At 71.8% G+C, this 1,815-nt stretch carries 2 protein-coding genes; both read left to right on the top strand.

From position 1 onward, the window contains the following. On the top strand, nucleotides 1–950 hold a 950-nt coding region (fliG, locus tag QN345_RS18615), incomplete at its 5' end, for a flagellar motor switch protein FliG (protein WP_416347680.1). Beyond that, on the top strand, nucleotides 940–1,677 hold the full coding sequence (locus QN345_RS18610) for a FliH/SctL family protein (protein ID WP_134448954.1): 738 nt from the start codon (nucleotides 940–942) through the stop codon (nucleotides 1,675–1,677). The genes fliG and QN345_RS18610, both read left to right, overlap by 11 nt. The last annotated feature ends 138 nt before the right edge of the window (nucleotides 1,678–1,815 follow it).

Here is a 1,815-nt window from a genome sequence, read left to right as displayed (position 1 = left end):
CCTTGTTGAGTGCATCGGCCACTTCCTGCGCAGTACCACCGCCGGTCGACAGCGCCGCCGAGATGGTGCAGCTGCGCCGGGTCGACACCGAGGTCGCCGAGACCACGGTCCTCGAATTCCACGACCTCACCATGCGCGGCACACGCTCCCCTCGCGGAGGCCACGCCTACGCGGTCGGCCTGCTCGAGGCATCCTTCGGCGCAGAACGCGCCGCCGGCGTTATGAGCCGGGTGGCCTCCTCGATGGCCGGCAAAGCCTTCGAATTCCTCGACACCGCTGAACCGCTCCAGATCCTCACGCTCCTCGACGGTGAACTGCCGCAGACCATCGCCCTCGTCCTCGCCCACCTCCGTCCCGAACACGCCTCCGCCGTGATCGCCGGCCTCGAGGGCACCCTGCCCGCCGAGGTCGCCCAGTGCATCGCCGGAATGGGAACGGCGACCCCCGAAGCCATCCGCGTCGTGACCGACTCGCTCAAGGCCCGCGTCGGCGCCGTCACCGCCACCCGGGACTCCGTCGAGGTCGTCGGCGGCATCCAGCCGCTCGTCGAGATCATCAACCGGGCGGATGTCGCGACCGAGCGCTCCCTCCTCGAAGCCCTCGACGCCCGCGACCCGGTCCTGGCCGAACAGGTGCGCGCCCGGATGCTCACCTTCGCCGACATCGTCCGCCTCGAGGACCGCGACGTGCAGCAGGTTCTACGTGGCATCGACGCCGGTATCCTCGCGATCGCGATGAAGGGCTCCACCGACGGCGTCATTGAGATCATCCGCAAGAACCTCTCCGAACGCAACCGGGAGATCCTCGACGACGAGATCCGCGCGCTCGGGCCCGTCCGCGTCTCCCAGGTCGAGGAGGGACGTGCGACGATCGTGCGCGCCATCCGCGACCTCGAGGCCCAGGGCAGCATCACCGTGACCCGTGCGGACGAGGACGCTTATGTTGTCTAGCCCCGCCATCCCGTTCCGTCACGCAGAGCCCGTGCTCGTGGATGCGTCCGTAGCCACCGCAGGAACCGCGCCCGCAGCCGGAAAGGCGGCCACTCCGGTCGCCCGTGCGACCGCCGAGACCGCCGGCGACCCGCCGTTCTCCGCGATCTCCTTCCCGACCCTGCGTGCCGTGTCCGGCGACAGCACGGTCGAGGCCGCCCGGGTCCAGGGGCATGCTGCTGGATACACGGCGGGCATGCGGGCCGCCGCGAGCGACATTGCGGCGCAGGTCGCACGCCTCGAGGCCGACCACGCCGCCCGGGTGTCGCAGGTCCAGGCGCAGCTCGACCGCACGGTCGGGCTCCTGACCGCCGCGAGCCACGCGCTCGACGAGCGCACCCAGCCCGTCCTGCACGAGGCCGAAGGCACCCTGCTCGCCACGGCGCTCGACCTCGCGGAGGCCGTGATCGGCTACCAAATCAGTGACGGGCCGAGTGCGGCACGGCTGGCCCTGCGCCGTGCACTCGACCCCGCGTCGCCGACCCGGCCGAACGTGGTGCGCATGCACCCCGCAGACCTCGACGTGATCGACCCGGCCGTCCTCGCCGCGACCGGCGTGACGTTCCAGGCCGACCCGTCGCTCGCCCGCGGCGACGCCGTTTCCGAGTTCGCGGACGGTTTCCTCGACGCCCGGATCTCCACCGCGTTCGAGCGGGCCCGCGCCGCGCTCCTCGGGGGAACCCGATGACCCTCACCTGGGAACCGCGCCCCGTTGCACTCGCCCGCGCCCTCCGCGTCGCCCGCCCGGAGCGGGTCGGCGTGGTCTCGTCCATCGTCGGCCTCGGCCTCGAGGTCCGCGGGCTCAACTCGGCGATCGCGACAAGGT

Source organism: Cryobacterium sp. 10I1, from assembly GCF_035019805.1.
Classification (GTDB): domain Bacteria; phylum Actinomycetota; class Actinomycetes; order Actinomycetales; family Microbacteriaceae; genus Cryobacterium; species Cryobacterium glucosi.
Note: the sequence above shows the minus strand (reverse complement) of the source record. Positions and strands in the feature narration are given on the sequence as shown.

Excerpts from the sequence above, each read along its gene's own strand:
- QN345_RS18610 (WP_134448954.1), top strand. The coding sequence starts at position 940 with ATGTTGTCTAGCCCCGCCATCCCGTTCCGTCACGCAGAGCCCGTGCTC.